This window comes from Pseudooceanicola nitratireducens (genome assembly GCF_900109195.1).
Taxonomy (GTDB): Bacteria; Pseudomonadota; Alphaproteobacteria; order Rhodobacterales; family Rhodobacteraceae; genus Pseudooceanicola; species Pseudooceanicola nitratireducens.
Genome location: NZ_FNZG01000004.1, coordinates 247,092 through 270,041 on the forward strand (window position 1 = coordinate 247,092; position 22,950 = coordinate 270,041).

A 22,950-nucleotide genomic window follows, 5' to 3' on the forward strand; every position below is an offset into this window, starting at 1 on the left:
TGTCGCCTGGATACGCTGGCGTATTCCCTGCAATATACGCCGTAAGCTCAACTTGGTTGATGCGGAAAATTAGCACGGATGCGAAAGGTCAGCTTCCAATCACAACCCCCTGATTTATTTGGAAACCCTATATACGGCACCGTTTCCTTCCGAGATGAACCACAGCGCCCCATCCGGCCCCGTACGGACATCGCGCACCCGCTGCGTTTCAGGGCCTTCGATCTTCTCGACCTCGCGCAGAGGATCGCCGGACAGCCGCGCAATATAGTCGAATTTCAGCGACCCAACGAAGGCATCGCCCCGCCAGTCGGAAATCGTTCCGTCGCAAAAGGTCATCCCCGACGGCGCAATCGAGGGATCCCAATAGGTTACGGGCTGCTCCATACCCTCTTTCTCGGTGCCTTCACCGATCGCAAGACCGGAATAATGCCGCCCGTAGGAAATCACCGGCCAGCCATAATTCGCGCCGGGGGTGATGCGGTTGACCTCGTCCCCGCCGCGCGCGCCGTGTTCGTTGATCCAAAGCTGCCCCGCGCCGTCAAAGGCCGCGCCCTGCGGGTTGCGGTGACCGTAGGACCAGATTTCGGGCAAGGCACCGCTGACACCAACAAAGGGATTGTCGTCGGGGACCGAGCCGTCGCGGTTCAGCCGGATCACCGTGCCGTTGTGGCGCGACAGATCCTGCGCCGCCGGACGGTCGCCGCGTTCGCCCAGGGTCATGAACAGATGCCCCTGCGGCCCCTCGACAACGCGCGACCCGAAGTGCCGCCCGCCGGTGCTGTCGGTCACCATCTCGAAGATCCGGGTCACCCCGGTCAGACGGGCCCCGTCCAGGTCCAAAACCGCGCGGGTCAGCACGGTGCCTTCGCTGCGCCCCAGGCTGGCTGCATGGGTCAAAAAGACCTCGCCTGTTTCGGCAAAATCGCGCGGCACCATGACGTCAAGCAGGCCGCCCTGGCCGTCCACCAGGATCTCGGGCAGGCCATCCACCGGGCGCGCGGTGCCGTCCCGGATCAGCAGAAGCCGTCCGTCGATCTCGGTCACCAGGAAGGCCCCGCCGGGCAGGAAGGCCAGCGACCAGGGGCCATCAAGGCCGGTGATCACCGGCTGCGCGGTCAGTGATCCGACAGATGTATCAAGCGCTTGGGCGGGAATCGCACCGGCGGCAACAAGGGCCAGAGCAACAGCAGAGAGACGGATCGGGGAACGGGAAATCAGGGGCATGAAAGGTCCTTTCTTTGATGAAAAACCTATGCCTGCTTTACGCAAGAGCAACGTTGTTCACGAAGACTTTTCTTTTCCCGTTAGCGCGCATAGCATCGCCGCCAGGACAATGTTCCAACAAGGGAGAACACAATGAAAAAGCTTCTACTGGCAGGCGCGGCGCTAACGGCACTGACCGCAGCGGCCCACGCGGAAAGCCACGCATCCGAAGTCAAGCTGGGCGTGATCCTCGGCTTCACCGGCCCGATCGAATCGCTGACCCAGGCCATGGCCGCCGGCGCTGAACTGGCGATGTCCGAAGTGACCGAAAGCGGCGCGCTTCTGGGCGGTGCCAAGGTGACCCCGGTGCGCGCGGATTCGACCTGTGTCGACGCCGGTGCCGCAACCGCCGCCGCTGAACGCCTTGTGACCGCCGAAGGCGTCAAGGGCATCATGGGCGCTGACTGCTCGGGCGTGACCGGCGCAGTCCTGACCAACGTTGCCGTGCCGAACGGCATGGTCATGATCTCGCCCTCCGCGACCTCTCCGGGTCTGTCGGAAGCGGAAGACAACGGGTTGTTCTTCCGTACGGCTCCGTCTGACGCACGTCAGGGCGTCGTCATGACCGAAGGTCTGATCGGCATGGGCGTCAAGTCCGTCGCGGTCACCTACACCAACAACGACTACGGCAAGGGCCTGGCAGACAGCTTCCAGCAAGCCTTCGAAGCCGCTGGCGGTGAAGTCACCATTTCGGCCGCACACGAAGACGGCAAAGCCGACTACTCGGCCGAAGTTGGCGCGCTGGCATCCGCCGGTGGCGACCTGCTGGTCGTTGCAGGCTATGTTGACCAGGGTGGCGCAGGCATCGTGCGCGGGTCGCTCGACACCGGCGCATTCGACCGCTTCCATTTCCCCGATGGCATGATCGGTGCCGCGCTGGAAGAAAACTTCGGCTCCGAGCTGGACGGCTCCACCGGCCAGGTTCCCGGCACCGACAGCCCGGGTGCGGCGAAATTCGCCGAGGTCGTGGGTGACAAGTTCGACGTCTCCGGCCCCTACACCGGCGAAAGCTATGACGCGGCTGCGCTGATCCTGCTGGCCATGCAGGCCGCCGGTTCGGTTGAACCCGGTGACTACAAATCCAAGGTCGAAATGGTGGCCAACGCGCCGGGCGAAAAGATCTATCCCGGTGAACTGGCCAAGGCGCTGGAACTGATCGCCGCCGGCACCGACATCGACTATGTCGGGGCCACGGACGTGGAACTGATCGGCCCCGGTGAAGCTTCGGGCTCGTTCCGCGAGATCAAGTTCGAAGGTGGCAAGATGACCACCACCGGCTACCGTTAAGTCTAGCTTGACCATTCAGGCGGCCCGGCGCAGAACCGGGCCGCTTTTACATTTGGTAATAGGCGGAAACACGTCTGGCCAAAGGGGGACGGTATGATCGTCGTTGACGATATTCACAAACATTTCGGGGGCTTCCGGGCCGTTGACGGGGCCAGCCTGACGATCCGCGAAGGGTCGATCACCGGGCTGATCGGCCCCAATGGCGCCGGCAAGACCACCCTGTTCAACGTGATCGCCGGGCATCTCAAGCCCACAAGCGGCCGCGTCACCATGGGAGGAGAGGACATCACCGGCCTCCCCCCGCATGAGCTGTTTCACAAGGGGCTGCTGCGGACCTTCCAGATCGCGCATGAGTTCCATTCCATGACCGTGCGCGAAAACCTGATGATGGTGCCCGGCGACCAGACGGGCGAAACCCTGGTCAATGCCTGGCTCAAGCGTCGTCAGATCGCCCGCGAGGAAGAGGCCTTACGGCGCAAGGCCGACGAGGTGCTGGAGTTCCTGACGATCTCGCATCTCGCCGACGAAAAGGCCGGAAACCTGTCCGGCGGGCAGAAAAAGCTGCTGGAACTGGGCCGCACCATGATGGTCGACGCCAAGATCGTCTTCCTGGACGAGGTCGGCGCAGGCGTGAACCGCACCCTTCTGATGACCATCGCCGACGCGATCCTGCGGTTGAACAAGGAACGCGGCTATACCTTCGTCGTGATCGAACATGACATGGATTTCATTGGGAAACTTTGCGATCCGGTCATCTGCATGGCCGAAGGCAAAGTGCTTGCCGAAGGCACCTTGGACGAGATCAAGGCAAACGAACAGGTGATCGAGGCCTACCTGGGCACCGGTCTGAAGAACAAGGAGATGGCCAATGGCTGAGCCGTTCCTAATCGGAGAAGCCATGACCGGCGGCTATGGCCGGGGGCCCGACATCCTGCATGATTGCACCATCTCGGTCGATCCGGGCCAGATCGCGGTCATCGTCGGCCCGAACGGGGCTGGCAAATCCACCGGCATGAAGGCCATCTTCGGCATGCTGAACCTGCGCAAGGGCCGGGTCGTACTGGATGGCGACGACATCACCGACCTGTCACCACAGGATCGCGTGCGGCGCGGCATGGGCTTTGTCCCGCAGGTGAACAACATCTTCCCGTCGATGAGCGTGGAAGAGAACCTGGAAATGGGTGCCTTCATCCGCAATGACGACTTTTCTTCAACGATGGCCCAGGTTTATGACCTGTTCCCGATCCTGAAGGACAAGCGCCATCAAGCAGCAGGAGAGCTGTCGGGCGGCCAACGCCAGCAGGTCGCCGTGGGCCGCGCGCTGATGACCCAACCCAAGGTCCTGATGCTGGACGAACCGACCGCGGGCGTTAGCCCGATCGTCATGGACGAACTTTTCGACCGCATCATCGAGATCGCGCGCACCGGCCTTCCGGTGCTGATGGTCGAACAGAACGCCCGCCAGGCGCTTGAGATCGCAGATCGCGCCTATGTGCTGGTTCAGGGGGCCAATGCCCACACCGGCACCGGCAAGGAACTGCTGGCCGACGACGAAGTCCGCCGCAGTTTCCTGGGGGGCTGAGATGGGGATCTTCAACGTTATCAATGCTCTGCGCATGGGGGTCAAAGTCCCTTACGCAGTATGTGCAGCCCTTCTGGCACTTGTCCCCGGCATGGTCCTGGGGTCTGACTACAGCTGCAGCTTCGACACCGAATGCTATGAAAGCGAGGCCTGCGCCGCATCAGACTTTGCCGTCGAGGTGCGGGGCGAGGATCAGAACATCGCCACCGACTTCGGCACTTTCCCGATCCTCGCGATCCGGGACGAGGCCAACATCCTGACGGTCTTCGTCAATTCCGACGGTGCGGTCTATCTTCTGTCGGCCAATACCGACCCCGAGGGCGATGCCTCGGCCCGCTTTACGGCCCATGTCACCGATGGCCCGCAAAGCATCACTTATCTTGGTACCTGCGAGAGGGTCGGCTGATGGATCTTCTGAACGCCTTCGTGGCGCTGTCTAATTTCGTGCTGGTCCCGGCGCTCGCCTATGGCGCGCAGCTGGCGCTTGGTGCGCTTGGGGTGACGCTGATCTACGGCATCCTGCGGTTCTCGAACTTCGCCCACGGCGACACGATGGCCTTTGGCACCATGGCCGTTGTGCTGTTCACCTGGCTGTTCCAAAGCTGGGGCATCAACCTTGGTCCGCTGCCGACCGCCCTGCTGGCGCTGCCCTTCGGCATCGTTATCTGCATGGGGCTGGTACTGCTGACCGACCGCTATATCTATCGCTTCTACCGGGCGCAGAAGGTCAAGCCGGTGGTGCTGGTGATCGTCTCCATGGGGGTGATGTTCGTCACCAACGGCTTGGTGCGTTTCATCATCGGCCCCGACGATCAGCGCTTTGCCGATGGCGAACGGTTCCTGATCTCGGCCCGGACCTTCAAGGAAATGACGGGCCTGGACGAAGGGCTGGCGATCAAGACCGGACAGGCGCTGACCGTGGTGATCGCCGTGATCGCCGTGGCGCTGCTGTTCTGGTTCCTGAACCGCACCCGCACCGGCAAATCCATGCGCGCCTATTCCGACAACGAGGATCTGGCGCTGCTGTCTGGCATCAACCCCGAGAAGGTCGTGATGGTCACCTGGCTGATCGTCGCCGCCCTGGCGACCCTTGCCGGCACCCTGTACGGGTTGGACAAGTCGTTCAAACCCTTCACTTATTTCCAGCTGCTTCTGCCCTTCTTCGCGGCGGCCATCGTTGGCGGGCTGGGATCTCCGATCGGCGCGATCGTGGGCGGGTTCGTCATCGCCTTTTCCGAGGTGCTGATCACCTATGCCTGGAAAAAGGTGCTGACCTACGCCCTGCCCGAGACGCTGGCGCCTGACGGGCTCGCCCAGCTTCTGTCCACGGATTACAAGTTCGCTGTGTCCTTCGTCATCCTGCTGGTGGTGCTGCTGTTCCGCCCGACCGGCCTGTTCAAGGGGAAATCGGTATGAAGATGCGCGATGCTGGATTGTTCGCCCTCGTGGCGGCGCTGCTTGTCCTCACGGGCATGATGCAAAGCTGGAACCTGGCGCTCCAGATCCTGAACATGGGGCTGATCTCGGCGATCATGGCCCTGGGCGTGAACCTGCAATGGGGCTTTGCCGGGCTGTTCAACGTCGGTGTCATGGGCTTTGTCGCGCTTGGCGGGCTGGCCGTGGCGCTGACCGCCATGCCGCCCGTGGGCGATGCCTGGCGTGCCGGAGGCCTTGGCGTCTTCTCGGCGCTGATCGTGGCGGCGGTGGCGATCACCCTGGCCGTGGTGATCTGGCGAAAGCGCCTGCCCGCGCGTGGCTGGCTTGTGGCGGCGGTTCTTCTGGTCGGGTTCATCCTGTACCGCGAATTGTTTGATCCCGCCCGTGACGCGATCGAGGCGGTGAACCCCGCGCTTCAGGGCAACCTGGGCGGGCTGGGCTTGCCGGTGCTGTTCTCCTGGCCGGTCGGAGGGCTCCTGGCCGCCGGTGCGGCCTGGCTCATCGGCAAGACGGCCCTTGGGCTGCGCTCCGATTACCTGGCCATCGCGACGCTTGGCATTGCGGAAATCATCCTGGCCGTAATGAAGAACGAAGACTGGCTGGCGCGTGGCGTGAAGAACGTCATCGGCGTGCCCTCGCCCCTGCCCACGGCGGTCGAGCTTCAGGAAAACGCCGGTTTTGCCGCGCGGTTTGCCGATCCGATCACCGCCTCGACCATCGGGGTGAAACTGGGCTATGCCGTTCTTTTTGCTGTGGTTCTTATCGCGCTGATCGTGCTGATGCAGCTGGCGCTGAAATCGCCCTGGGGCCGTATGGTCCGCGCGATCCGCGACAATGAAACCGCGGCCGAGGCCATGGGCAAGGACGTCACCCGGCGGCACCTGCAGATCTTCATCCTTGGCTCGGCCATCTGTGGCCTGGCCGGGGCGATGATGACCACGCTGGACGGTCAGCTGGTGCCCGGCACCTATCAGCCGCTGCGCTTCACCTTCCTGATCTGGGTCATGGTGATCGTCGGCGGGTCGGGCAACAACTTTGGCGCAGTTCTGGGCGGCATGCTGATCTGGTTCCTCTGGGTTCAGGTCGAACCCGTGGGCGCCTGGCTGATCGGCGCGCTGACCAGCGGTCTGCCCGAGGGCGCGTTCAAGGACCACCTGATGGACAGCGCGGCATATATGCGTTTGTTCACAATGGGTTTGGTCATGCTCCTCGTGTTGCGCTTCAGCCCGCGTGGCCTGATCCCGGAGCGTTGATATGACCCGCACCAAAACAACTTTCGCGCCACCGGTCATGGAGGCGCGGCGCTGGCTGTCCGAGGCCCGGCTTGGCGCCGACATGCCCCTGATCAACGTCAGCCAGGCGGCGCCGGTCGATCCTCCGGTCCTGGCGATGCGCCAGGAAATCGCGCGGCTGGCGGTCGAGGAACCGCAGGCGCATCTCTACGGTCCCGTATTGGGCCTTGGGGGGTTGCGCGAAGAGGTCGCGGCGCAATGGCTTACAGCGTATGGCGGTGAGATCGGGGCCTCCCGCGTCGCCATCACCTCGGGCTGTAACGAGGCCTTCTGCGCCACCATCGCCACCCTTCTGGACGAAGGCGACGAGGTGCTGTTGCCGGTGCCCTGGTACTTCAACCACAAGATGGCGCTGGACATGATCGGCGGCGTCTCGGTGCCCCTGCCGGTGGACGAGGCGATGCTGCCGCGTCTGGATCTGGCCGAGGATCTGATCACCGACCGCACCCGCGCCATCGCGCTGGTCAGCCCCAATAATCCGACCGGCGTGGAATATCCGCCCGAACTGATCGGGGCCTTCTTCGATCTGTGCCAGCGGCGCGGGATCACCCTGATCCTGGATGAGACCTATCGCGATTTCCATTCCTCGGGCGCGGCCCCGCATGATCTGTTCACCCGGCCCGACTGGGACCGGACGCTGGTGCAACTTTACAGTTTTTCAAAGGCTTACCGCCTGACTGGCCACCGGGTCGGGGCGCTTGTCACGTCACCCGCGCGGCTGGCCGAGGTCGAGAAGTACCTGGACACCGTGACCATCTGCCCGGCGCAGCTGGGGCAATATGCGGCGCTTTGGGGGATGCAGAACCTGGGCGAATGGCTGGCCGGAGAACGCGCCGAGATCCTGTCGCGCGGTCGCGCGATCCGCGACGGCTTTGGCCCGTTGCAGGCCGCCGGCTGGCGTCTGCGCGGGGCCGGTGCCTATTTCGCCTATCTTGACCATCCGTTTGACGCGCCCTCGGATCAGATCGCGCGGCGGCTGGTGGCCGAGGCGGGGATCCTGATGCTGCCCGGCACGATGTTCACGCCCGAGGGCGATGCCAACGGCCAGCGCCAGATGCGCGTGGCCTTTGCCAACCTGGATACCGACGGGATTGCCGGGATGATTGATCGGTTGGCGGGGTTTTCCGGGTAGGAGTCGCGGCCGTTTCGCCTGTGCGCATCCGTTTGAGTTGAAGAAATAAGGGCAGCGCCGTCCCGCGGGGTGGCGCACAAGCGCCGCCCGTCGCACCAAAGGCGTGCCTGAAAATTTCGGCGCACCTCTGGTGCGACGGGGGCGGCCCCTCTCAGCGATTGCAAGCAATCGCTTGCCGGGCAACGGGCCGCTGCCCGGCGTAAACGCCGGGCGGGCCTCCTGTCATGGGCCTGCGCCCGAGCGCAACACCGCATTCCCATCAAACTCCTGTCATCCCAAGGACATTTCCCGCGCCGATCCCACGCAACGCGCGGTGCGCCCCTTGCCCCGCTGCCGGTGGCACAATAGACATGGGCGACAAGACCGCCCGCGTCACAGTACGGGCGAACACAAGGGATGCATTTATGGCAAGCAAGAGTGGCAAGACAGCCGTCTGGATTCTGATGGGTCTTCTGATCCTTGGCCTCGGTGGCTTCGGCGCGACCAGCTTTACCGGCAACGTCCGGTCCATCGGCTCGGTCGGGGATCGCGACATCTCGGTCAATGAATACGGCCGGGCCCTGCAGAACGAAATGCGCGCGTTCGAGGCCCAGACCGGCCAGGCCGTGTCGCTGGCAGATGCGCAGGCCATGGGTCTGGACCGCCGCGTGCTGGCCCAGCTTATGACCGCCGCCGCCATCGACAACGAAGCCAGCCGCATCGGCCTGTCGGTCGGCGATGAAACCCTGGCTCGCCAGGTGCAGAACATCCCCGCCTTCCAGGGGGTCGACGGCAAGTTCGACCGAGACGCCTATAAGTTCGCCATCGACCGCGTCGGCATGAGCGAGGCAGAGTTCGAACGCGGGCTGCGCCAGGAAACCTCGCGCGCGCTATTGCAGGGGGCCGTGGTCTCGGGCCGCGCCCTGCCCGCGCCCTACGTCGACACGGTGCTGGCCTATTTCGCCGAACGCCGCCGCGTGACCTGGACCCGGGTCGAGGCGTCCTCGCTTGAGGCCGAGGACTACACCCCGTCCGAGGAAGAGCTGAAGGCGCTGTTCGAGGAAGAGATCGAGCAGTTCACCCTGCCCGAGCGCAAGCGCATCACCTACGCCTGGCTGACGCCGGAAATGATCCTTGACCAGGTCGAGATCGACGAGGCCCTGCTGCGCCGCGAATACGAGGCCCGCGCCGATCAGTACAACGTGCCTGAACGCCGGCTTGTGGAACGTCTGATCTATGCCGACGACGGCCGCGCCGACATGGCCCGCGAAAAGCTGGACAATGGTGAGGCCGATTTCGAGGCACTGGTGGCCGAACGTGGCCTGGCGCTGACCGACATCGACATGGGCGACGTCACCATCGGCGATCTGGACGAGGCCGGCGAAGCCGTCTTTGCTGCCCAGTCCGGTGAGGTCGTGGGCCCCCTGCCGACCGCGCTTGGACCGGCCTTCTTCCGCGTGAACGGCATCCTCGCCGCCGAGGAAACCACCTTTGAAGAGGCAGAGCCCGACCTGCGTCAGGAACTGGCCTTTGACCGCGCCCGCCGTCAGGTCGCCAATTCCGCCGAACCGGCCGAAGATCTGCTGGCCGGGGGCGCAACGCTGGAGGACCTCGCTGCCGAGACCGACATGATCCTGGGCAGCGTCGACTGGGCCGAAGGCCAAAGCGAAGGCATCGCCGCCTATGAAGGCTTCGAGGCCGCCGCCACCGCCCTGGCCGAAGGCGACTATCCGGAGGTTCTGCAACTGGACGACGGCGGCATCTTTGCCATGCGTCTGGACGAGGTTCTGGAACCGACCCCGTCGGAATTCGACGCCGTACGCGAGCGTGTGGTGAACATTTTCGAAACCCGCCGGTCGATGGACCGTCTGCGCGCCCGCGCAGAAGACCTGGTGGCAACCCTGGGCGAGACCTCGGATTTCGGCACGCTCGGCCTTGAGGTGGAAACCGAAGAGGCGCTGACCCGCCAAAGCTCGGTCCTGGGTGCGCCCGAGGATTTCGTCACCCGCGCCTTCAGCATGGAGCCGGGCCAGGTCGAGATCGTCGATGGCTTTGGTGCCGTCCTGATCCTGCGCCTGGAAGAGGTGCTGCCGCCGAACCTGGAAGACCCCGATGTCGCCGCCGCGCGCACCGGCCTGGAACAGCAGCTGCAATCCTCGGTCGCGCAGGACATCTACCGCATCTTTGCAGAAGATCTGCGGGCGCGTGCCGGTGTCGAACTGGACCAGCAGGCCATCAACGCGGTGCACGTCAACTTCCAGTAAGGGTTGATGCCGGTTCCCGTGCGCCTTGCGTCGCTTCGCAGCCTTTGCGAAGCGGCGTTTGCGTTCTAGATATCCCTTGATACTGACAGCAGAGTTTCCATGTCCGACCAACCGCTTGTGATCTTCACCCCTTCGGGCAAACGCGGCCGTGTTGCGCCGGGGACAACCGTGCTGGCCGCCGCGCGGCAGCTGGGCGTCGACCTGGATTCGGTCTGTGGCGGGCGCGGCATCTGTTCCAAGTGCCAGATCACCCCGTCCTTCGGGGAATTTGCCAAGCATGGCGTGACAGTGCGCGAAGATGCGCTGTCCGACTGGAACAAGGTCGAACAGCGCTATGACGACAAGCGCGGGCTGCCCAAGGGCCGGCGTCTGGGCTGTCAGGCCTGCATTCAGGGCGACGTGGTGCTGGACGTGCCCCCCGAAAGCCAGGTGCACCGTCAGGTCATCCGCAAAAGCGCCGACACCCGCCCCATGGTCATGGATCCCGCGACGCGGCTGTATTTCGTCGAGGTCGAAGAGCCCGACATGCACGAGCCCTCGGGCGATTTCGAACGGCTGGCCCAGGCGCTGTCGGATCAATGGGAAGTGACCGGCGTGACCGCCGATCCCAGCCTGTTGGCGCGTCTTCAGGGCGTGCTGCGCAAGGGCAACTGGCAGGTCACCGTGGCCGTGCACAAGGATCACACCGGGGCCGTGCCGCGGGTGCTTGAGGTATGGCCGGGCCTGCACGAAGGCGGGCTTTACGGTCTGGCCATCGACCTCGGCTCCACCACAATCGCCGCGCATCTGACCGACCTCGAGACGGGCGAGGTCAAGGCATCCTCGGGGTTGATGAACCCACAGATCCGGTTTGGCGAAGACCTGATGTCGCGCGTGTCCTACGTGATGATGAACCCCGGCGGAGAGGTCGAGCTGACCCAGGTCGTGCGCGCCGCCCTGGCCGATCTGGCCCGCGCGCTGGCGGGCGAGGCCGGGATTGATCCCGCCCTGATCGTCGAGGCCGCCGTGGTCTGCAACCCGGTGATGCACCACCTGCTGCTGGGCATCGACCCGACGGAACTGGGCCAGGCCCCCTTTGCCCTGGCGGTAAGCGAGGCGCTGTCGATGCCCGCCTCTGATCTGGATCTGGGCACGATCAACCCGCGCGCCCGTGCCTATCTGCTGCCCTGTATCGCCGGCCACGTGGGTGCCGATGCGGCGGCGGTGTCGCTGGCCACCGCGCCCGAGATGTCGGACGAGCTGATGCTGGTCATCGACGTGGGCACCAACGCGGAAATCCTTCTGGGCGACAAGACGCGGGTGCTGGCCTGTTCCTCGCCCACGGGTCCGGCGTTTGAAGGCGCGCAGATCTCATCCGGCCAGCGGGCCGCGCCCGGTGCCATCGAACGGATCGAGATTGATCCCGTGACCAAGGATCCGCGGTTCCGCGTCATCGGGCTGGACCTGTGGTCCGACGATCCGGGCTTTGCTCAGGCCGTGGCGCAGACCGGCGTGACCGGCATCTGCGGGTCAGGCATTATCGAGGCGGTGGCCGAGATGCGCATGGCCGGGCTTCTGGACCCCTCGGGCCTGATCGGATCGGCCGAGCAGACGGGCACGCCCCGCTGCGAAGCCGAGGGGCGCACCCATGCCTATCTGATCCATGACGGCAGCGCCGAGGGCGGGCCGCGTATCACCGTGACCCAGGGCGACATCCGCGCGATCCAGCTGGCGAAATCGGCGCTTTATGCCGGGGCGCGGCTGTTGATGGACGAACGCGGGGCCGACCGGGTGGATCGCATCGTTCTGGCCGGGGCCTTTGGCGCACATATCTCGCCCAAGCACGCGATGGTGCTGGGGATGATCCCCGATGCGCCGCTGGATCACGTGACCTCGGCCGGGAATGCGGCCGGCACGGGCGCGCGCATGGCGCTGTGTTCCAACGCTGCAAGGGTCCAGGTCGAAAAGGGCGTGCGCGAGATCACCAAGATCGAAACCGCCATCGCCCCGAAATTCCAGGAACATTTCGTCAACGCCAACGCGATCCCGCACAAGGTCGATACCTTCCCCGAGCTGCTACAGGTCGTCACCCTGCCCGATGTGTCCTTCAACACCGGCGGTGACAAGCCCGGCGGCCGTCGGCGGCGGCGCGGCGGCTGACATCCTGACTTGATTGACAATTAGCCCGCCGCGACCCAGTCCGGCGGACTTTTTTTTTGGCCCCTACCGACCGCTACCCGGGGCGGACTGATAACCCCATTTTCGGGGGGATTGCCTTTCAACGCGAAAAAAGGCAGAGTTTTCCTATTGTACGTCTTCTATTTCGACACGCGTTAAACCCAAAACCTTTTCAAGGACCACTCATGACACGTTTTTTCCTGACAGCGGCTGTGGCCGTTACCCTTTCCGCAACCTCTTCTCTTGCTGCCACCAGGCTGAATGACGGCGGTTTTCACGTCATCAACGGCCCGTCCGACACGCTGGAGGTCACATCGGACACGGATGTGCAGGTCACGGGCAGGGCCAATATCTCGACCCCGGCAACCAGCGATGTTCGCACCTATGAAGGGATCTCGATCAACGGCGGGTCGCTGACAGTTGATGGTGGCCGGATCACAGGCCAGTCGACGACCTCTTCAAACTCCACCGGGGAAGAAGGTATCTATGGCTTCCGCAGCGAGGTCACCGTCACCGACGGCGTGATCGTTGGCGGCAGCGGAACACGGGGCGGGGCGGACGCCATGCGGCTGTTCCAAAGCACCGCGTCGATCAGCGGCGGCCGGTTTTCTGGCGGCGACACCGTTGGCAGCTATGGTGGCGATGCGCTGTCGCTTCTGGGCGGCACGACCAGCATCACCGGCGGCATGTTCTTTGCCGGGTCGGGCAACACCGTCGACGGCGATGCCCTGGTCGTCGGGCTTGACGCACAGCTAAGCATTTCGGGCGGGTCCTTCAGCGCCACGCGGGGAGGAAGCCATGCGTTGCGCACCTCGGGCTCGTCGGTGCTGAACCTGACGGGCGGCTCTTTCTACGGTGCATTCGACATCAAGGGCACCTCGATCGTGAATGTCTTCGGCACGGACCTGCTTTATGAAAACGACCGGCTGACCGGGTTTCTGACCAATGGCAACCGCATCAGCGTGAGCGTTGATCTGGCAAACTCGGCCCAGCTGAACCTGAACCCGTCGCTTCCCGCCGTGCCGCTGCCCGCGGGCCTGCCGCTGATGCTGGCGGGACTTGGCAGCCTTGCGGCCCTGCGCCGCCGCGCCAAGGGCTGATCTGCCCGTTTCCTGACCTTTCGCGGCACCGCACCCTGCCCGGTTCGGTGCCGTCCTTCCCCAGGGGTGCAAGCCCGGCGCTGCAGCGCACGGACGGCCTTGACCACCCCCGGCGCTTGGCCTAATCGTGTCCTCACCTCGCGGGTGTAGCTCAATGGTAGAGCAGCAGCTTCCCAAGCTGACGACGAGGGTTCGATTCCCTTCACCCGCTCCAATCCCATCCGGACAGCTTTGCGCGTGATCCCCAAATTCCAAATTCGTCCGCGCCTGATCCTCTTCCATCTTGGTCTGATCGCCATCGGTTCTGTCGGTGGCTTTGCCGCACAGGCGCTTGGCCTGCCGCTGCCCTTCATCCTGGGCAGCCTGATCCTTGTCGCCGTGATCGCCCAGGTGTCCGAGGCCCTTGCGTCCGAGCCTGAAAAGGCGCTGATCCCGCCGTCGTTCCGGTTCAACGAAGATTTTCGCGCGCTGTTCATAGGTGTCATCGGCATGGCCATCGGCACGCGGCTGACGATGGATGTGATCCTTACCCTGCCCCGCGCGGCCTTTTCCTTTGCCGCGCTGACGGCCTTTGTGCCGATCACTTTCTGGCTGAACTACCAGATCTTTCACCGCGTCGGGAAATACGACCACGCAACCGCGCTGTTCTCGGCTTCGCCCGGCGGGCTGTACGAGGCGATCCTGCTGGGTGAACAATCCGGCGCGGACATCCGTCAGCTGATGCTGGCGCAGTTCCTGCGGATCATTGCCGTGGTGACCCTGCTGCCGATCGGCATGTCGCTCTATATCGGCCATCCTGTCGGGTCCGCCGCCGGCATGGGCCTGGCCCCCGCGGATACGGGGTTAGAGCATCTTCCGATCGGGGCTGCCGTGGTGGTTCTGGGCCTTGTGGTGGGCAAGCGCATCCATCTGCCCGCGCCGCAGCTTCTGGGGCCATTGCTTCTGTCGGGCATCGTCACGCTGACCGGGATTGCAGTGCTGGATCTGCCGAACTGGATGCTCTCGGCCAGCCAGATCGTCATCGGCACGACCCTTGGCACCCGCTTTGTCGGCATCCGTCCCGCGATGCTCTGGCGCGGGGCCTGGCTGGCGGTGCTCAGCGTGGGGACGATGCTGCTGGTCGGCACCGCGATGGCGCTGGTGCTGGTGCCGCTGACAGGCGAACATTTCGACGTGCTGCTGATTTCCTTCGCCCCGGGCGGCGTCACGGAAATGGCGTTGATCGCCCTGTCGCTGAACGCCAACCCGGCTTTCGTCACCCTGCATCACATCTACCGCATCGTGCTGACGGTGCTGGTGATCGGGCGGGTGGCGAAACGCTTCGGCTAACGCCCGGGACCGGTTTCTCTCAGCCGGCCTCGGCCTTTTCTTCCAGCTCCAGCCATTCTTCCTCGGCCGCGGCCAGCGCCTGCTGCCGTTCAACCAGCGCCTCGGTGCCCTTGGCGAATTTCACCGGCTCCTTGGTGTACAGATCCGGCTGGGCCAGGAACTGCTCCAGCTTGGCGATCTCGGCGCTCAGGCGGTCCATCTCGGCCGGCAGCGCCTCAAGCCGGTGGCGTTCGGTAAAGCTCAGCCCCTTGGATTTGGCCGGGGCCTGTGCCGGTGTCGGGGCCGATTTGGTTGCGCCGCCTTGCGACGCCGTACCCGAAGCCGCTTTGCCCTTGCCCGCGGGCGCCGCCTCGGCCTTCTGGGACTGGTAATCGCGCCAGCCGCCGGCATAGACGGTGACCTCTCCGCCCCCCTCCATCGCCAGGGTCGTTGTCGCGACCCGGTCGATGAAATCCCTGTCGTGGCTGACCAGCAGAACGGTGCCGTCGTAATCGTCCAGCAGCTCCTGCAACAGATCCAGCGTCTCGACATCCAGGTCGTTGGTCGGTTCGTCCAGCACCAGGACGTTGCTTTCCCGCGCCATCAGCTTGGCCAGAAGCAACCGCGCCTTTTCCCCGCCCGAGAGCGACCGCACGGGCGCCCGCGCCTGACGTTCGTCAAACAGGAATTCCTTCAGATAGCCGACCACGTGCTTCGGCTGGCCGCGCACCAGGACCTGGTCCGCCTGGCCCGACACCCGCATCTCCTTGTCGCCGACAAGGTTTTCCCAAAGGCTCTGATCGGGATCCAGCGCCGCGCGGCTCTGATCGAAGATCGCCGGCACCAGGTTGGACCCCTGGCTGACCTTGCCGCTGTCCGCCGTGATCTCGCCCATCAGCAGCTTGATCAGCGTGGTCTTGCCCACGCCATTGGGCCCGACAAAGGCCACCCGGTCACCGCGCATCACCCGCAGGTCCAGGTCGCGCACGATCACCTTGTCGCCAAAGGTCTTGCCCAGACCCTCGGCCTCGATCACCTTGCGGCCCGATTTCGGCCCCGATGCCAGCTCCATCGCCGCCGTGCCTTGCCGCTTGATCTGCGCCGCGCGGTCCGCCCGCAGGTCCTGCAGGGCGCGCACCCGCCCCTGGTTGCGCTTGCGGCGGGCCGAAATGCCCTCGACCGCCCATCTCGCCTCGGCCTTGATCTTGCGATCCAGCTTGTGGCGGGCCACGTCTTCCTCGTCCCAGATCTTGTCGCGCCAGGCCTCGAAGGCGCCAAAACCCTCTTCCTGGCGCCGCACCTCGCCCCGGTCGATCCACAGCGTGCCCTTGGTCAGCGCCCGCAGAAAGGCCCGGTCGTGCGAAATCAGCACATAGGCGGTGCGGGTCTGCGACAGCTCGGTCTCCAGCCACTGGATCGCTTCGATATCCAGGTGGTTGGTCGGCTCGTCCAGCAGCATCAGATCGGGCGCTTCGGCCATCAGCTTGGCCAGCGCCGCGCGCCGCCTTTCCCCGCCCGAGGCCGTCTCGACCGGCCGCGCCGGATCGAACTTCAACCCTTCCGAGGCCATCTCGACCCGGTAGGCCTCCGACGGATCCAGGCGCGAGGCCGCGAAATCCCCAAGCGTGGCAAAGCCCGCCATGTCGGGCTCCTGTTCCATGTAGCCGACGCTGGTACCCGGCGTGACGACCCGCGTGCCGCTGTCGGCCTCGACCAACCCGGCCATGACCTTCATCAGGGTGGATTTACCCGATCCGTTGCGCCCGACAAGCGCCATGCGGTCGCCGGGCTGAACCACCAGCGACAGATCGGAAAACACGGGATCTCCGCCGAAGGTCAGCGAGATGTCGGAAAGCTGTAAAAGAGGTGCGCGTGCCATGGCCGTGCGCTACGCCCAAGCCCCTACGGCGTCAAGTGGCCCCACACCTTACTCCGCCGTCTCCGCCCATACCGCACCCCGAAATCATCTTGCCAAAAATACTCCCGCCGGAGGCACCGCGCCTGTCCCCCGGGGACAGGCGCCACAAATCGCTTGCGCCAAAGGCGCGCAATTGGACCCCGCCCCAAGTCAAAGGGCCCACCCTCTTCAGCCCGCAGTCGCCCGCAACAGACGCTTGCGCGCCGGGGGAATGGCGTTGATTTCAAGCCCGGTGAAGACATGCAGCGTGTTCATGTGGCTGTCGACCACCGCGTGATCGCTGACCCAGCCCCCCATCAGCAGATAGGTCCGCAACAGCGGCGGCATGCGCAACATGGCCTGTTTTGCATCCGGCTTGCGCCGAAGCTTCTGGGCAAAACGGAAAACCTTGGGGGCCTTGACCTTGGGTAGCCAGCGCTTCGGGGCCAGGTGGCGTTCCTTCAGCATGGCGAAGGCATCGGCATAGGCCTCGGCATCGGTGCCATGGAAAGACGAGCAGCCAAACAGCATCTCGACCCCTTCGGCATCCACATAGGCCGTCATCGCGCCCCAGGCGACGCGCAGGATGTCGGGATCGCGCACCTCCGGGTCGATGCAGAAGCGTCCCATCTCGACCATCGGGCCTTCAAAGGCCTCAAGCGCCGAAAGCTCGTAATACTGGGCCGAATAGCTGCGGGCGATGTCGCTGCCGCGCGACAGGGGCAGGAAGCGGAAACAGCAGACCAGCGCGCCGTTGCGCTGATCCTCGACCAGCACGTGTTTGCAGATCTCGTCGAAATGATCGGCATCCAGCTGCTCTGCGCCCTCGCCGTGGAAGGCGCGGGTGCGCAGGCGCTGTGCGGCTTCGATATCCGCGGCATTCTCGGCAAAGCGGGCGCGATACCGGCCTTTTCGTAAAGACAACATCTTGGCACCTCAGCCGGGCGGTCTGCCCGATATAGATTTAGGTTGCCAATCTCATGCCCGCAAGATGTATCGATTCCATGACGCCCGGCCCCGCATCGGCGCGGATGTGGTGAAAATCACCACTGGCGTCGGCTTTGCCCCCCGTCGCACAAGCACCCGGAGGATCCGATGCACATCAGTTCAGAAGGCTGCCGGCCGTAAAGTTGCCAAGGTTGCGCAGCAGCTGGGCGATGATGCCGTTGCCCTCGGTCTTGTTGTCGGTCACGCGACGCGACAGGACGACGGCGCGGCCATCCTCCAGACCATACCGTTCGATGTTCTGCACCACGCCGCCGTCGTCAAAGGTCACGGCCACGACCTCGCGGTCGACAACCTTGGGCTCCAACGCGCCAGCATGGCGGACCATCGTGCGAACGTAATAATAACCACTGTCGTCGGTCACGCCGGCGGTCGAGGGCGCGCCAAGCACTTCGGCCACGGTGTCACGGGTGTCGACGCCTACTGTGATCTGGTCCAGATCGTCGGCCTCGGGGACATAGCCATGGGCGCGGATGCGTTCGACACAGGCCGCCAGAGACAGCACCAGGCATCCGGCGATCAGCGCGCGGCCGATGCGGCCTGCGATTTGCGTTACCTTGTCAGACATTCCCGCCCCCAATAATCCGTTCCGCGCCACCTGCCCTGTCCGCCGTCCTGCCCTTTCTCCGTCGCGGAGACTTCGGCATGTCCCAAAAGGCACAGTACCGATCGAGGTTTCAAACGAACGCAGCCCCCTTGTCACCGGGGTGCGCGGCTTTTATCCCGATTACATCAAAGTCCGACCCCGGTTCAAGAAAGGATCGACCGCATGGCCACTTCCCAGCCCGGCAAAGCCCAAATTCGCGTGGCCGATCTGAATGACAGGGCCAGCAGACCCTTCCTGATCGTGCCCGAGGCCGACCAGCTGACCGCCCTTGGTGCCGAACTGGGCCTGTCGGCCCTGCGCAAGCTGCGCTTCGAAGGTCAGCTGCATCCCGACGGATCGCGCGGCTGGCGGCTGGCCGGTCACATTGGGGCCACCGTGGTGCAGCCCTGTGTCGTCACCCTGGCCCCCGTCACCACCCGGGTCGAGGAAGACGTGCTGCGTATATATACGCCCGACGTCATCACCCCCGCCCAGGTCGAAGATGACGATGGCGAAGGGGCCCCCATGCCCGAGGATGACGCGCTGGAACCGCTTCCGGCGGTCATCGACCTGGAAGAGGTCATGGCCGAGGCGCTGGCCCTGGCCCTGCCCCAGTACCCCCGCGCCGAGAATGTGGAACTGGGCGAAGCCGTCTATACCAAGAAGGGCACCAAGCCGATGACCGATGAGGACATCAAGCCCTTTGCCGGTCTTGCCGGTCTGCGCGCCAAGCTGGCGGGCGGATCACCGGAAGAAGACCCACAAGAGGATAAGGACTAAGTCCCCCCGGGGCGCGTGGAAAGAATCGCTTGCGGTTTCACTTTTCCGGAGTATTTTCGCGCGCTCATCCGATTTGAACTTGAATGCCGGGCCCATGAGAGATTATGAGCCTCGCATCAGACGAAACTCGGCCCTGATTGCGGACCGGCGCTGACCGGCGCACGGCAACATGGGCCCCAGACGATAAAGGTTGCGACATGGCTGTCCAACAGAACAAAGTCTCGAAGTCCCGGCGCAACAACCGTCGTGCCCACGACGCTCTCGTGGCTGCAAACCCGAACGAATGCCCGTCCTGCGGTGAGCTGAAGCGCCCGCACCATGTGTGCCCCTCGTGCGGCACCTATGCCGATCGCGAAGTGATCGCCATGGCGGACGAAGTCGATCTGGACGACGACGCAGCATAAATTAACGGTTAGACCGGGCATACCCGCATGAGCGACGCGCAAAGTCAGACGCTAGCGGGACCGACCGGCGAAGTGGATACTTCGTCCAGTAAGGGCCGCATTATCATCTCTATTGATGCAATGGGGGGTGATCGCGGCCCTAATGCCGTTGTGGCCGGTATTGCCAAGTCCGCCAAGAAGAACCCGGCCATCGGGTTCATTCTGCACGGGCCCTCTTCCGATCTGAAACGGCTGGTCAGCCGCCGAAAGGTGCTGCGCGGCCGGGTCGAGATCCGCGATGCCGAAGGCGTCGTGCGGATGGACGACAAGCCAAGCCAGGTGGTGCGGCATGGCAAGGACACCTCGATGTGGTCCTGCCTCGAATCCGTCCGCAACGGAGAGGCGACCGTCGCCGTCTCCTGCGGGAACACCGGCGCGCTGATGGCGCTGTCGATGATCCGCCTGCGCAAGATCCCCGGTGTGAACCGTCCCGCCATCGCCGTGCTCTGGCCGTCGCGCAACCCCTCGGGGTTCAACGTGATGCTGGACGTGGGCGCAGATGTGCGCGCGGATGAAGAAGACCTGCTGCAATATGCGCTGATGGGGGCGTCCTACGCCCGCAACGGCATGAAGCTGGACCGCCCGCGGATCGGCCTGCTGAACGTCGGCACCGAGGAAAACAAGGGCCGGGCAGAACTGAAGGCGGCGCATGACCTGATCGAAAAGGCCGCCCCCGGCGCGCAATTCGATTTCGTCGGCTTCGTCGAAGGCGGGGACATTCCCGGCGATGTCTGTGACGTGATCGTCACCGACGGCTTCACCGGCAACGTGGCGATCAAGACCGGCGAAGGCACCGCCAAGCTGATCGGCGACCTGCTGAAAGAGGCGTTCAAGTTCTCGCCCCTGTCGCGCATCGCGGCGCTTCTGGCGCTGACCTCGATGCGGCGTCTGCAGAAACGCATCGACCCGCGCCGGGTGAACGGCGGCGTTTTCCTGGGGCTGAACGGCACGGTGGTGAAATCCCACGGCTCGGCCGATGCCACCGGCGTCGCGGCCGCGGTCAAGCTGGCATTCCAGCTGGCGCAGCAGGATCTGACCAATAAGATCAAGGCGCGGGTTGCATCCGCCACGCAGTCGGAAGAGGATGACGCCGAAGACAACAAGGTGGCTGAATGACTGTGCGCGCCGTACCGACCGGGATCGGGCATTACCTGCCCGACCGGGTCGTTCCGAATTCCGAATTCGAAGACACGCTGGAAACCTCGGACGAATGGATCCGCTCCCGCTCGGGGATCGAGCGGCGGCATTTCGCGGCCGAGGGCGAGACCACCAGCCAGATGGCGGTGAAGGCGGCCGAAAAGGCGCTGGCGATGGCCGGGCTCAAGCCCGATGACATCGACGCGGTGATCGTCGCGACCTCGACCCCTGATCTGACCTTTCCTTCCGTCGGCACCATGGTGCAGCAGGGCCTCGGCATGACGCGCGGCTTTGCCTATGACGTGCAGGCGGTCTGTGCCGGGTTCATCTATGCGCTGGCCAATGCCAACGGCATGATCCTGTCGGGTCAGGCCGAACGGGTGCTGGTCATCGGCGCGGAAACCTTTTCGCGCATCATGGACTGGGAAGACCGCGCCACCTGCGTGCTGTTCGGCGATGGTGCCGGGGCGCTGGTGCTTGAGGCGCGGACCGGGTCGGGCCATTCCGACGATCGCGGCATCCTGTCGGTCGATCTGAATTCCGACGGCCAGTACCGCGACATGCTGTATGTCGATGGCGGCGTATCGAGCACCGGGACCTCGGGCAAGCTGCGGATGCAGGGCAATGCGCTGTTCCGCCAGGCGGTCGAGAAACTGGCCTCGACCGCGAACAAGGCGCTGGAAAAAGCCGCGCTTGGCCATGGCGACGTCGACTGGATCGTGCCGCATCAGGCCAATATCCGCATCATCCAGGGCACCGCCAAGAAGCTGGACGTGTCGATGGACAAGGTGATCGTGACCGTTCAGGACCACGGCAATACCTCGGCCGCGTCGATCCCGCTGGCCATGTCCGTGGGTGTCAGCGATGGCCGCATCAAGCCGGGCGATCTGCTGGTGGCGGAAGCCATCGGCGGCGGCCTGGCCTGGGGTGCCGTCGTCCTGCGCTGGTAGGCTCTGTTGCGGCCTCGTGGCACCGGGTTTTGATCAGGGGCGGCCCGTGCCGCCCTTTTTGCTGCCTCCCCCCGATTTCACTGAAATTCACGAACCCGGCCAATGGGTTGATATTGACTCGGAAATCCCGCCGACGCAGGATGCCGTAAACCTGATTTTAAGCAATTCCGCGAAAAGCGGCGTGATGGGAGGAACGGGAATGAGTGACAAGACGCTGACACGACTGGATCTGAGCGAAGCGGTCTTCCGCGAGGTCGGCCTGTCCCGCAACGATTCCTCTCAGCTGGTCGAATCCGTTCTGACCCATATGTCCGACGCGCTGGTCAAAGGCGAACAGGTCAAGATCTCGTCCTTCGGGACCTTTTCGGTGCGCGACAAGGCCGCCCGCGTCGGCCGCAACCCCAAGACCGGGGAAGAAGTGCCGATCAGCCCGCGCCGCGTGCTGACCTTCCGGCCGTCTCACCTGATGAAAGACCGCGTCGCGGGCGGCAACCGCAGTTAAGGACGCCCCCCGGCAATGGCCAAATCCGCAGATGCGTTTCGCACGATTTCCGAGGTGTCGGAGTGGCTGGACACTCCGGCCCATGTCCTGCGTTTCTGGGAAAGCAAGTTTTCGCAGGTGAAGCCCGTGAAACGGGCTGGCGGGCGACGCTATTACCGCCCCTCGGACATGGAGCTTCTGGGCGGGATCAAACGCCTGCTGCACGAGGATGGGATGACCATCAAGGGCGTGCAGAAGATGCTGCGGGAAAAGGGCGTGGCCCATGTTTCCGAGATGTCGCAGCCCCTGGATGCGGTGACCGCCGCCGTGCGCGACGCGATGGACCCCAAGGCAAAAGCCGAGGCCGAGACGCCTGTTGCGAAGACGCCGGACCAACCGGCGGAGGAGCAGCCCGCGCCTGCGGTTGAAGACCACACCGCCGCCCGCGAGATCACCGAGACCTTGAAGGACGACACCATCGAGGCCCCGATGGCAGAGGACACTCCTGCCCTCGACCTGGAACTGCCCGTCGCCGACACCGCGCCCGAGACGGTCGGGGAACCGGTGGCTGAGGCCCCCGAGATGGCAGCACCTGAACCCCTCGCCGATCCAGCCCCGATTGAAGCCCCGGCGCAGGCGGCTGCAGATGCCCCGGTGCCCAAAGCCGAACGCCCCCGGCCGACCTTCAAGGCCGTTCCGAACGATCGCGGCCCGACCGTGCTGACCTTGGCCCTGGCCCGCAAGACCCGTCTTGAGGACGCCGAGCGCGCCGAGCTGCGCCGCCTGGCCACGCAGCTGCAGAACTGGCTGGCGCGTCAGACCGCCTGATCCGCCGCGCATCCCGGCGCCGGGGTTTCCCCCATGCCGGGG

Annotated in this window: 21 protein-coding genes and 1 tRNA gene; 18 read left to right on the forward strand and 4 right to left on the reverse strand. The window is 64.6% G+C overall.

Annotated elements, in window-relative coordinates:
• Nucleotides 1-114 precede the first annotated feature (114 nt).
• Nucleotides 115-1,224 (reverse strand): PQQ-dependent sugar dehydrogenase, encoded by a 1,110-nt coding sequence (locus BMX99_RS15855; protein WP_093454062.1) that lies wholly within the window; start codon nucleotides 1,222-1,224, stop codon nucleotides 115-117.
• A gap of 132 nt (nucleotides 1,225-1,356) precedes the next feature.
• On the opposite strand from BMX99_RS15855, the gene BMX99_RS15860 reads away from it, so the two are divergent.
• The 12 genes from BMX99_RS15860 (at nucleotide 1,357) to BMX99_RS15915 (ending at nucleotide 14,822) form a co-directional block, all read left to right on the forward strand.
• The gene (locus BMX99_RS15860; RefSeq protein ID WP_093454065.1) at nucleotides 1,357-2,550 is read left to right on the forward strand and encodes an ABC transporter substrate-binding protein; all 1,194 of its coding nucleotides are present in this window, start codon (nucleotides 1,357-1,359) and stop codon (nucleotides 2,548-2,550) included.
• 93 nt (nucleotides 2,551-2,643) lie between these two features.
• Nucleotides 2,644-3,426 carry an ABC transporter ATP-binding protein gene (locus tag BMX99_RS15865; RefSeq protein WP_093454068.1) on the forward strand — a complete coding sequence of 261 codons (783 nt, stop codon included), beginning with the start codon at nucleotides 2,644-2,646 and terminating at the stop codon, nucleotides 3,424-3,426.
• Nucleotides 3,419-4,132 (forward strand): ABC transporter ATP-binding protein, encoded by a 714-nt coding sequence (locus BMX99_RS15870; RefSeq protein WP_093454071.1) that lies wholly within the window; start codon nucleotides 3,419-3,421, stop codon nucleotides 4,130-4,132. The genes BMX99_RS15865 and BMX99_RS15870 overlap by 8 nt, the downstream gene beginning before the upstream one ends.
• A 34-nt stretch (nucleotides 4,133-4,166) precedes the next feature.
• Nucleotides 4,167-4,538: a hypothetical protein gene (locus BMX99_RS15875; protein WP_139199570.1), complete on the forward strand. Its 372-nt coding sequence runs from the start codon at nucleotides 4,167-4,169 to the stop codon at nucleotides 4,536-4,538.
• A complete protein-coding gene (locus tag BMX99_RS15880; RefSeq protein ID WP_093454077.1) occupies nucleotides 4,538-5,548 on the forward strand; it encodes a branched-chain amino acid ABC transporter permease in 1,011 nt (336 codons plus the stop codon). Before BMX99_RS15875 ends, BMX99_RS15880 begins: the two co-directional genes overlap by 1 nt.
• A gap of 2 nt (nucleotides 5,549-5,550) precedes the next feature.
• The gene (locus BMX99_RS15885) at nucleotides 5,551-6,822 is read left to right on the forward strand and encodes a branched-chain amino acid ABC transporter permease (protein WP_093454391.1); all 1,272 of its coding nucleotides are present in this window, start codon (nucleotides 5,551-5,553) and stop codon (nucleotides 6,820-6,822) included.
• 1 nt (nucleotide 6,823) lies between these two features.
• Nucleotides 6,824-7,993 (forward strand): aminotransferase, encoded by a 1,170-nt coding sequence (locus BMX99_RS15890; RefSeq protein ID WP_093454080.1) that lies wholly within the window; start codon nucleotides 6,824-6,826, stop codon nucleotides 7,991-7,993.
• 404 nt (nucleotides 7,994-8,397) lie between these two features.
• Nucleotides 8,398-10,236 carry a SurA N-terminal domain-containing protein gene (locus tag BMX99_RS15895; RefSeq protein ID WP_093454083.1) on the forward strand — a complete coding sequence of 613 codons (1,839 nt, stop codon included), beginning with the start codon at nucleotides 8,398-8,400 and terminating at the stop codon, nucleotides 10,234-10,236.
• Nucleotides 10,237-10,335: 99 nt separating this feature from the next.
• The gene (locus BMX99_RS15900; protein ID WP_093454085.1) at nucleotides 10,336-12,375 is read left to right on the forward strand and encodes an ASKHA domain-containing protein; all 2,040 of its coding nucleotides are present in this window, start codon (nucleotides 10,336-10,338) and stop codon (nucleotides 12,373-12,375) included.
• Between the two features lie 203 nt (nucleotides 12,376-12,578).
• Nucleotides 12,579-13,493: a VPLPA-CTERM sorting domain-containing protein gene (locus tag BMX99_RS19900; protein WP_093454088.1), complete on the forward strand. Its 915-nt coding sequence runs from the start codon at nucleotides 12,579-12,581 to the stop codon at nucleotides 13,491-13,493.
• 140 nt (nucleotides 13,494-13,633) lie between these two features.
• A tRNA-Gly gene (locus tag BMX99_RS15910) sits at nucleotides 13,634-13,707 on the forward strand.
• A gap of 23 nt (nucleotides 13,708-13,730) precedes the next feature.
• Entirely contained in the window at nucleotides 13,731-14,822 is a 1,092-nt protein-coding gene (locus BMX99_RS15915) for an AbrB family transcriptional regulator (protein WP_093454393.1), read from the forward strand.
• A 19-nt stretch (nucleotides 14,823-14,841) separates the two neighbouring features.
• Here the strand turns inward: BMX99_RS15915 and BMX99_RS15920 are convergent, their stop codons facing one another.
• The 3 genes from BMX99_RS15920 to BMX99_RS15930 all read right to left on the reverse strand — a co-directional run bounded on the left by BMX99_RS15920 (nucleotide 14,842) and on the right by BMX99_RS15930 (nucleotide 18,271).
• On the reverse strand, nucleotides 14,842-16,680 hold the full coding sequence (locus tag BMX99_RS15920) for an ABC-F family ATP-binding cassette domain-containing protein (protein WP_093454090.1): 1,839 nt from the start codon (nucleotides 16,678-16,680) through the stop codon (nucleotides 14,842-14,844).
• 207 nt (nucleotides 16,681-16,887) lie between these two features.
• On the reverse strand, nucleotides 16,888-17,625 hold the full coding sequence (locus BMX99_RS15925; protein ID WP_093454092.1) for a GNAT family N-acetyltransferase: 738 nt from the start codon (nucleotides 17,623-17,625) through the stop codon (nucleotides 16,888-16,890).
• Nucleotides 17,626-17,800: 175 nt separating this feature from the next.
• A complete protein-coding gene (locus BMX99_RS15930) occupies nucleotides 17,801-18,271 on the reverse strand; it encodes an outer membrane protein assembly factor BamE (protein WP_093454095.1) in 471 nt (156 codons plus the stop codon).
• Nucleotides 18,272-18,472: 201 nt separating this feature from the next.
• Here BMX99_RS15930 and BMX99_RS15935 point away from each other — a divergent pair, with 201 nt between their 5' ends.
• The 6 genes from BMX99_RS15935 (at nucleotide 18,473) to BMX99_RS15960 (ending at nucleotide 22,908) form a co-directional block, all read left to right on the forward strand.
• The gene (locus tag BMX99_RS15935) at nucleotides 18,473-19,069 is read left to right on the forward strand and encodes a YceD family protein (RefSeq protein ID WP_170848767.1); all 597 of its coding nucleotides are present in this window, start codon (nucleotides 18,473-18,475) and stop codon (nucleotides 19,067-19,069) included.
• A gap of 197 nt (nucleotides 19,070-19,266) precedes the next feature.
• The gene (gene rpmF, locus BMX99_RS15940) at nucleotides 19,267-19,473 is read left to right on the forward strand and encodes a 50S ribosomal protein L32 (protein ID WP_093454098.1); all 207 of its coding nucleotides are present in this window, start codon (nucleotides 19,267-19,269) and stop codon (nucleotides 19,471-19,473) included.
• A gap of 27 nt (nucleotides 19,474-19,500) precedes the next feature.
• A complete protein-coding gene (gene plsX, locus BMX99_RS15945; RefSeq protein WP_280140396.1) occupies nucleotides 19,501-20,628 on the forward strand; it encodes a phosphate acyltransferase PlsX in 1,128 nt (375 codons plus the stop codon).
• On the forward strand, nucleotides 20,625-21,599 hold the full coding sequence (locus BMX99_RS15950) for a beta-ketoacyl-ACP synthase III (RefSeq protein WP_093454101.1): 975 nt from the start codon (nucleotides 20,625-20,627) through the stop codon (nucleotides 21,597-21,599). The genes plsX and BMX99_RS15950 overlap by 4 nt, the downstream gene beginning before the upstream one ends.
• 199 nt (nucleotides 21,600-21,798) lie before the next feature.
• Nucleotides 21,799-22,101 carry an integration host factor subunit alpha gene (ihfA, locus tag BMX99_RS15955; protein ID WP_093454104.1) on the forward strand — a complete coding sequence of 101 codons (303 nt, stop codon included), beginning with the start codon at nucleotides 21,799-21,801 and terminating at the stop codon, nucleotides 22,099-22,101.
• Between the two features lie 15 nt (nucleotides 22,102-22,116).
• Entirely contained in the window at nucleotides 22,117-22,908 is a 792-nt protein-coding gene (locus BMX99_RS15960; protein ID WP_093454107.1) for a MerR family transcriptional regulator, read from the forward strand.
• Nucleotides 22,909-22,950: the final 42 nt, after the last annotated feature.

Excerpts from the sequence above, each read along its gene's own strand:
- BMX99_RS15855 (WP_093454062.1), bottom strand. The coding sequence starts at position 1,224 with ATGCCCCTGATTTCCCGTTCCCCGATCCGTCTCTCTGCTGTTGCTCTG.
- BMX99_RS15860 (WP_093454065.1), top strand. The coding sequence starts at position 1,357 with ATGAAAAAGCTTCTACTGGCAGGCGCGGCGCTAACGGCACTGACCGCA.
- BMX99_RS15865 (WP_093454068.1), top strand. The coding sequence starts at position 2,644 with ATGATCGTCGTTGACGATATTCACAAACATTTCGGGGGCTTCCGGGCC.
- BMX99_RS15870 (WP_093454071.1), top strand. The coding sequence starts at position 3,419 with ATGGCTGAGCCGTTCCTAATCGGAGAAGCCATGACCGGCGGCTATGGC.
- BMX99_RS15875 (WP_139199570.1), top strand. The coding sequence starts at position 4,167 with ATGGGGGTCAAAGTCCCTTACGCAGTATGTGCAGCCCTTCTGGCACTT.
- BMX99_RS15880 (WP_093454077.1), top strand. The coding sequence starts at position 4,538 with ATGGATCTTCTGAACGCCTTCGTGGCGCTGTCTAATTTCGTGCTGGTC.
- BMX99_RS15885 (WP_093454391.1), top strand. The coding sequence starts at position 5,551 with ATGCGCGATGCTGGATTGTTCGCCCTCGTGGCGGCGCTGCTTGTCCTC.
- BMX99_RS15890 (WP_093454080.1), top strand. The coding sequence starts at position 6,824 with ATGACCCGCACCAAAACAACTTTCGCGCCACCGGTCATGGAGGCGCGG.
- BMX99_RS15895 (WP_093454083.1), top strand. The coding sequence starts at position 8,398 with ATGGCAAGCAAGAGTGGCAAGACAGCCGTCTGGATTCTGATGGGTCTT.
- BMX99_RS15900 (WP_093454085.1), top strand. The coding sequence starts at position 10,336 with ATGTCCGACCAACCGCTTGTGATCTTCACCCCTTCGGGCAAACGCGGC.
- BMX99_RS19900 (WP_093454088.1), top strand. The coding sequence starts at position 12,579 with ATGACACGTTTTTTCCTGACAGCGGCTGTGGCCGTTACCCTTTCCGCA.
- BMX99_RS15920 (WP_093454090.1), bottom strand. The coding sequence starts at position 16,680 with ATGGCACGCGCACCTCTTTTACAGCTTTCCGACATCTCGCTGACCTTC.
- BMX99_RS15925 (WP_093454092.1), bottom strand. The coding sequence starts at position 17,625 with ATGTTGTCTTTACGAAAAGGCCGGTATCGCGCCCGCTTTGCCGAGAAT.
- BMX99_RS15930 (WP_093454095.1), bottom strand. The coding sequence starts at position 18,271 with ATGTCTGACAAGGTAACGCAAATCGCAGGCCGCATCGGCCGCGCGCTG.
- BMX99_RS15935 (WP_170848767.1), top strand. The coding sequence starts at position 18,473 with ATGGCCACTTCCCAGCCCGGCAAAGCCCAAATTCGCGTGGCCGATCTG.
- rpmF (WP_093454098.1), top strand. The coding sequence starts at position 19,267 with ATGGCTGTCCAACAGAACAAAGTCTCGAAGTCCCGGCGCAACAACCGT.
- plsX (WP_280140396.1), top strand. The coding sequence starts at position 19,501 with ATGAGCGACGCGCAAAGTCAGACGCTAGCGGGACCGACCGGCGAAGTG.
- BMX99_RS15950 (WP_093454101.1), top strand. The coding sequence starts at position 20,625 with ATGACTGTGCGCGCCGTACCGACCGGGATCGGGCATTACCTGCCCGAC.
- ihfA (WP_093454104.1), top strand. The coding sequence starts at position 21,799 with ATGAGTGACAAGACGCTGACACGACTGGATCTGAGCGAAGCGGTCTTC.
- BMX99_RS15960 (WP_093454107.1), top strand. The coding sequence starts at position 22,117 with ATGGCCAAATCCGCAGATGCGTTTCGCACGATTTCCGAGGTGTCGGAG.